The 6,086-nt window shown below is 67.4% G+C and carries 8 protein-coding genes; all 8 read left to right on the forward strand.

The genetic code is table 11. The annotated features are described in order from the left end of the window. The first annotated feature begins 259 nt into the window (after nt 1-259). The 8 genes from IEZ06_RS36975 to IEZ06_RS35295 all read left to right on the forward strand — a co-directional run bounded on the left by IEZ06_RS36975 (nt 260) and on the right by IEZ06_RS35295 (nt 6,073). Entirely contained in the window at nt 260-514 is a 255-nt protein-coding gene (locus tag IEZ06_RS36975) for a hypothetical protein (protein WP_203872425.1), read from the forward strand. Nucleotides 515-610: 96 nt separating this feature from the next. Next, nucleotides 611-1,297 carry an integrase core domain-containing protein gene (locus tag IEZ06_RS36980; protein WP_203872426.1) on the forward strand — a complete coding sequence of 229 codons (687 nt, stop codon included), beginning with the start codon at nt 611-613 and terminating at the stop codon, nt 1,295-1,297. Nucleotides 1,298-1,567: 270 nt separating this feature from the next. Beyond that, on the forward strand, nt 1,568-1,699 hold the full coding sequence (locus IEZ06_RS37410; protein ID WP_268245649.1) for a hypothetical protein: 132 nt from the start codon (nt 1,568-1,570) through the stop codon (nt 1,697-1,699). 78 nt (nt 1,700-1,777) lie between these two features. Further along, nucleotides 1,778-3,142, forward strand: a complete 1,365-nt coding sequence (locus tag IEZ06_RS35275; protein ID WP_189241013.1) for a plasmid pRiA4b ORF-3 family protein — start codon at nt 1,778-1,780, stop codon at nt 3,140-3,142. 261 nt (nt 3,143-3,403) lie between these two features. Next, nucleotides 3,404-4,468 (forward strand): integrase core domain-containing protein, encoded by a 1,065-nt coding sequence (locus IEZ06_RS35280; RefSeq protein ID WP_189241014.1) that lies wholly within the window; start codon nt 3,404-3,406, stop codon nt 4,466-4,468. 232 nt (nt 4,469-4,700) lie between these two features. Continuing rightward, entirely contained in the window at nt 4,701-5,021 is a 321-nt protein-coding gene (locus tag IEZ06_RS35285; protein WP_189241015.1) for a hypothetical protein, read from the forward strand. After that, nucleotides 5,021-5,662, forward strand: coding sequence for a nucleotidyl transferase AbiEii/AbiGii toxin family protein (locus tag IEZ06_RS35290; RefSeq protein WP_189241017.1), 642 nt, complete (start codon nt 5,021-5,023; stop codon nt 5,660-5,662). The genes IEZ06_RS35285 and IEZ06_RS35290 overlap by 1 nt, the downstream gene beginning before the upstream one ends. Before the next feature lie 102 nt (nt 5,663-5,764). After that, entirely contained in the window at nt 5,765-6,073 is a 309-nt protein-coding gene (locus IEZ06_RS35295) for a hypothetical protein (protein WP_189241016.1), read from the forward strand. Nucleotides 6,074-6,086 lie beyond the last annotated feature (13 nt).

Raw genomic sequence — 6,086 nt, forward strand, 5'->3', positions numbered from 1 at the left:
ATACAAATCCAATCGATCACACTGTGACATCAAAGACTTCGGCTCACGTAAAGCCCTCTCATAGTACCTAGGTACCTCACTGAGTAGCGAGGCTTCGACTTATGGCATTTCGAGTTGCGCGTGCCGATTCCTGCGGGGGCCGAAAATCCATCCTGTACCGCTTCAAAAGTCATCGCAGGGTGCTTGGCCTGCAGGTCGACCTGATGCGGCGGTACGGGCAAGATCGGTTCTTGTGTCTGTCCGTCTCCTGTATCTGATCATGATTCGGTTGTTCGGCTGGCTGGTGCTGCTGGGCCGAAGCGAGGCGGTCAAGAATGCCGAGATCATGGTGCTCCGGCACGAGGTGGCGGTGCTGCGCCGTCAGGTCGCCCGGCCGAAGCCGGACTGGGTCGATCGTGCGGTCCTGGCCGCGCTGGCGCGGTTCTTGCCCTCTGCCGTGCGCGCGCATCGGCTGGTGACGCCGGGCACCCTGCTGGCCTGGCACCGTCGCCTGGTCCGACGCCGGTGGACGTAATCCGAGCCGGCCCGGCCCGCCCCGAGGACGGGCAAGGAGATCCGGGAGTTGGTGCTGCGCCTGGCGCGGGAGAACCCGTCCTGGGGATAGCGCCGGGTGCACGGTGGATTGGCCCAGCTCGGCTACCAGGTCAGCGAGGCGACCGTACGCCGGATCCTGCGGCGCCGGCGCTTCGGCCCGGCGCCCCGAGACGCCGACACCTCCTGGCGAACGTTCCTGCGCACCCAGGCGCAAGGTTTGCTGGCCGTCGACTTCTTCCACGTCGACACGATCTCCTTGAAGCGTCTGTACGTGCTGTTCGTGATGGAGATCGCCACCCGGCGCGTGCACATCCTCGGCGTGACCGCCCACCCGACCGGCGCCTGGACGGTCCAGCAGGTCCGCAACCTGCTCATGGACCTGGGGACGCGGATTGACTCGTTTCGCTTCCTCATCCGCGACCGGGACACCAAGTTCACCGCTGTCTTCGACGCGATCTTCGCCGACGCGGGCGTGACGGTGGTCAAGACACCGCCGCGCACGCCGCGGGCCAACTGCTACGCCGAACGGTGGGTGCGCACCGTACGGGCCGAGTGCACCGACCGCATGCTGATCTCCAACGAACGGCACCTGCGGTCGGTGTTGGCCGAGTACGCCGATCACTACAACGGCCACCGGCCGCACCAGTCCCGCGCGCAGCGACCACCCGACCACGACGAGCAGGCCGTCGTACCACTGGAAGGCCGGATCGAACGCCGGAGGGTGCTCGGCGGGCTGATCAACGAGTATCACCGAGCCGCGTAGCCGCTCCGGAGAACTCCCAGCTCAAGCCCTATGCGATGGATTTTGAAGCGGTACAGGTCAGCTGTTCGATGAGATGGTACACGTCGTCGTAGTCATGGGCGGCGGTCATGTCTTCGAGTGTACGCACGGCCCCTGCCCAGGCGGCGGGAAATACCGTGGGCACAGGATTCACGGTCCGGCTGTCGCGGATCCGGATCGTATTGGGCCGGGGTCCGCCTGGCACGGTAGGGCTGCCCGTGATGATGTCCGGGCCGATAGGGTGGCGTATTCATGGAGCTTGGACTTTCCTCTGAGATCGGGCGGTGCGGTGCGTTCGCCGCCGCGCGTGCGATCTCCGTCTGGGTGGGGGACGGCCGGGCGATCACCCCTGGTGGCGCGCTCAAGCCCGCGCTGGTGCCGTAGGCGGCCGAGGCGCTGGGGGTGCCGTGCCCGGCCAAGGTCCGGCGGCTCAGCGACGTTCCCACGGTTCACCGCCCCTGGGTGACCGCGCTGGCAGGCAGGCTCATTGCGATCTCCGGCAGCAAGGTCGTACAGCGGCAGGTCTCGGTGGAGGTGGCCCCGCAGGAGTGGCTCGCGGCGCTGGAGCAGGTGCTCTGCGCGCAGGTGAGCGATCCATGTGGCGCTGATCCGCGCGTGGTGTGCCAGGTGACGCTCCTGGAGCTGGCCCGGCAGGAGCCGCCGGTGGGCGGGGCGCTGCGCGAGGCGGTCGCCGAGGTGATGCGCGCACGCCGTGACTGGGACTGGCGCGCCGTCTACCTGGCCGACGAGGGCAGGGCGCATCCCGTCGACCGGGTGGTGGAGATCCTGCGTGACTTCGGTGCGCTGGACGAGCGCATGGCGTTGACCGCCGTGGGGGAGTACGCCCGGGCCGAGCTGGACCGGCGGGTTCCGCCGCCGGTCACTCCGGAGCTGCCCGCCACTCGTGTGCTGGAGCTGCTGGCTGCGCTGCCCGAGGAGGAGATCTGGGAGCCGGTGTGGCGCTGGATCGACCCCTTCCCGGGCGACCGTGCCCGCGACCCGTTGCGGGAGTTGCTGCACGCCGCCGCGGACGCCGCTCCGGCCGGGCGGATCACCGCCGTCGAGGTGATCGGTGAACGCGGTGAGTACGCTCTGCCGCTCTGGCGCGAGGTGCGCGACCATCCCGTGCTGGGCGCGCACGCCCGGCGCGCTCTGGCGGATCTGGACAGCGGTCCCATCCCCGCGGAGCGGGACGTGCGCTGGGTCACGGCCGACTACGCGCTGGCCGCTCTGGACCGGTACGGCGCGACGGATGCCCGGTACGTCCTGCTGGACGCCGTCGAGGGGGATGTCCGCGAAGCCGTGAGCGGCAGCGGCCACCTCGAGGCCGGCCGGCTGCTGGCCGCGCTGCCGCCCGTCCCACCGCCGATCCCGGCCTACCAGCTCAAGATCTCCCTGTACGGCGGGCTGTGGCGGCGCGTGCTGGTCCCGGAGAACCTCACCCTGGGCGTTCTGCACGAGGTGATCCGGATCCTGTTCGGCTGGGGTGACGATCACCTGCACCTGTTCAAGACCGCCAGGCGCAGGTACGCTGATCCGTTCCACGGGCTGGAGGAGTGTGGCGACGAGTACGCCTACCGCGTCAACCGGGCGCTGCCGTCGCCCCGCTCGAAGGTGACGTACGTCTACGACCTCGGTGACTGCTGGACGCACGAGATTCTTCTGGAGAAGGTCTGCGAGGAGGTCGACCGTCCGGTCTGCGTGGGCGGTAGGGGGGACAACCCGATCGAGCACTACGACCCCGAATATCCCGAAGAACCGGTCCCCTTCGACCAGGATGCCGTCAACGAGCGGCTGGCGGCGCTGCCGTACCCGGTCGGAGCTTAAGCGGCGGCACTCATGATGCGAGGGGCCCATACCGCTTCACCGGTCGTCGTAGGGCGCTTGACCTGCGGGTCGATCTGATGCGGTGGTACGGGCAAGATCGGTTCTTGTGTCTGTCCGTCTCCTGTATCTGATCGTGCTCCAGGTGTTCGGCTGGCTGGCCCGGGCCGAGCCGCAGACGCTGCGTGTGGGTGCCGGAAACTCGGTCAGCGGGGTTGACCTGCGGTTTGGCGCTCGAGCGTTCGCTGTGCATGATCGTTGTTCATGGCGTTGCAGCTGCTCTATCTGATCTTTCTCTGGCTTTCGGGCTGGTTGATGCTGCTGGTCCGCTCAGATGCCTCGAAGGACGTGGAGATTCTCGTGCTCCGGCATCAGCTCGCGGTGCTGCGCCGCCAGGTCACCCGGCCACGACCGTCGTGGGCGGACCGGGCGGTGATCAGCGCGCTGGCGCGAATGCTGCCCGCAGCCGACCGCCTGCGGGTGTTCGTGACGCCGGGCACACTGCTGCGCTGGCACGCTGATCTGGTGCGGTGGCGCTGGACGTCCAAGCGCCGCAGACCCGGGCGGCCTGCGACCCGGCCTTCGGTGCGATCACTGGTCCTTCGCATGGCCCGGGACAACCCGCTGTGGGGGTATCGGCGGATCACCGGTGAACTCGCCGGCCTGGGGTATCGCGTCGGCGCTTCCACCGTGTGGCTCATCCTGAGGAAGGCCGGCCTCGATCCGGCGCCGCGGCGTACGGGACCGACCTGGAGCGAGTTCCTGCCTGTCCAAGCCTCCGGGATCCTGGCGTGCGACTTCTTCCACTGCGACACCGTGCTGCTCAAACGCCTGTACGGCCTGGTCGTCATGGAGCTCTCCACCCGGAGAGTGCACCTGCTCGGCGTCACCGAACATCCCACCGGGAAGTGGGTCGCTCAGCAGGCCCGGAACCTGATGATCGAGCTGGGAGATCGGGCCGGAGACTTCCAGTTCCTCATCCGGGACCGGGATGCGAAGTTCACCACCGCGTTCGATGAAGTGTTCACCGACGCGGGCATCCGGATTTTGAAGACGCCGCCTCGGGCTCCGCAGGCGAACGCCTACATCGAGCGGTGGATCAGTGGGCTGCGCCGGGAACTCCTTGACCGGATGCTGATCGTCAACGCCCGTCACCTGCGACGGGTGCTGGTCACGTACGAGGCTCACTTCAACGAGCACCGCCCGCACCGATCCCTGGGCCAAGCCGCTCCCCTTCGAGCCCTGCCCGACCCGGTCGAGGCCGATATCGAGGTCATCCGTCGTGATCGTCTCGGCGGACTGATCCACGAGTATGCGCAGGTCGCATAGGGTGGCCGAGTTTCTGGCACCCACAGGTGCCGCGTGCCGCATCGTACCGCGGCACGCGAGCAACCACCGAGCAAACATGGGCCCCTTGACCATGGTTCGTATCCAGGGTGGTTCGGGTGGACTTCACGGTGCGGTCGCCGGCGCCGGTCACCGTGTCCAACGGTTTGTCCGATGCGGTGTTAGGTTGCATCATCGAAGGGTGCGGCTCTGGCGGAAATGTCACACTGGAGACATGGACAGGGCACTGAACTACGCGAACATCCGCCCGTACGCGGTTCCCCATGCTCTGGAGGAGCTGACCGGGCCCGCGAGCGGGATCGTCACGCTGCCCGGCTGGCTGGACTGGAGTCCACGGCGCTCCTACGACCTGTCCGACCCGGCGGCGCTGCGGGTGATGTACGAGCAGGTCATCCAGGAAGGCCGAGAGCAGGATCTCAAGGCGTACCTGAACGCCGATCTGTTGGCGCGTGTCTGGCCTGATTTGATCTTGCCGGTGCGGGTCCGTCGACTGTGGGAGTCGCAGTTCACCTGGCTGCGTGACCGGGCCGCGTGATGGACCCCTTCCATCGGAGGCTGATCGAAATCGGCCTCAGTGTCGCCGATCAGTACGGCTTCGCGCTGGCCGGTGGGTACGCGGTGCAGGCGTACGGGATCGTGGAGCGGCCGAGCGAGGACGTCGACCTGTTCGGCGCGCTGGACATGGACTGCCCGGCGGCAGCGGATCACGTGGCCGAGGCATACCGTGCGGCCGGATACCAGGCTGAGACCTTGCAGAGTACCGATCGCTATGTCCGAATGTGGATCTCTGAGCGTGGTACGGACCAGGGATGCAAGGTCGAGGTCGTCGCGGACGTGCGTTTTCAGCCGCCGGTGCGGATGGAGATGGGCCCGGTCCTCCATCCTGACGACGTCGCGGCAGGGAAGACCGAGGCCCTGTTCAACCGCGCACTCGCTCGTGACTTCATCGATGTGGACGCGCTTGTGGAGTCCGGCCGGTACACGCGCGATCAGCTTCTGGAACTGGCCGCTCGCCGGGACGCCGGGTTCGATCAGGAGGTGTTCGCGGAGATGCTGGCGTACGTGCGCCGCCGTACCGATGTGGAATTTCTCGTGTACGGCGTCGATGCGGCGGGGGCTGAGGCACTCAGGAAGCGTTTCGGCGTGTGGGAGAAGGAACTTCGGAAGGGCGAGTGACTGCGCCTGCCGATAATGTCATCCGGCCAGGTCATGGGCTTGCTGGGGATCTCCTGACGCGAGTGACTCCCTGTTGCTCGGGGTGCGGCATGATGATCGTCCGTGCTCTTTCGCCTGGCCTATCTCGCCGTCACGAACGCCTTCGCCGCGCTGCGGCTGCTGCCGATGAGCGATCGAGACAAGGACGTCGAGATCCTCGCTCTGCGCCACCAGATCACCGTTCTCGAACGGCAGCTCGGTGCCGGCACCAGGGTGCGGTTCGTCCCAGAGGACCGTGCCTTCCTCGCCGCCCTGCTGGCGTCGCTGCCCCGCGAGGTCTTGCGCCGGGTGCGGCTCCTCGTCCGCCCGGACACCGTCTTGCACCAAGGCCGCGTAGTTAAGGATCTCGGACGTGCGGCAAGCCACCGGTGAGTACGGCCACAGC

Source organism: Planomonospora antibiotica, from assembly GCF_014647955.1.
Taxonomy (GTDB): Bacteria; Actinomycetota; Actinomycetes; order Streptosporangiales; family Streptosporangiaceae; genus Planomonospora; species Planomonospora parontospora.

What these genes read in the sequence shown, in the direction of transcription:
- IEZ06_RS36975 (WP_203872425.1), top strand. Translation starts at nt 260, where the DNA reads ATGATTCGGTTGTTCGGCTGGCTGGTGCTGCTGGGCCGAAGCGAGGCG.
- IEZ06_RS35290 (WP_189241017.1), top strand. Translation starts at nt 5,021, where the DNA reads ATGGACCCCTTCCATCGGAGGCTGATCGAAATCGGCCTCAGTGTCGCC.
- IEZ06_RS35280 (WP_189241014.1), top strand. Translation starts at nt 3,404, where the DNA reads ATGGCGTTGCAGCTGCTCTATCTGATCTTTCTCTGGCTTTCGGGCTGG.
- IEZ06_RS35285 (WP_189241015.1), top strand. Translation starts at nt 4,701, where the DNA reads ATGGACAGGGCACTGAACTACGCGAACATCCGCCCGTACGCGGTTCCC.
- IEZ06_RS37410 (WP_268245649.1), top strand. Translation starts at nt 1,568, where the DNA reads ATGGAGCTTGGACTTTCCTCTGAGATCGGGCGGTGCGGTGCGTTCGCC.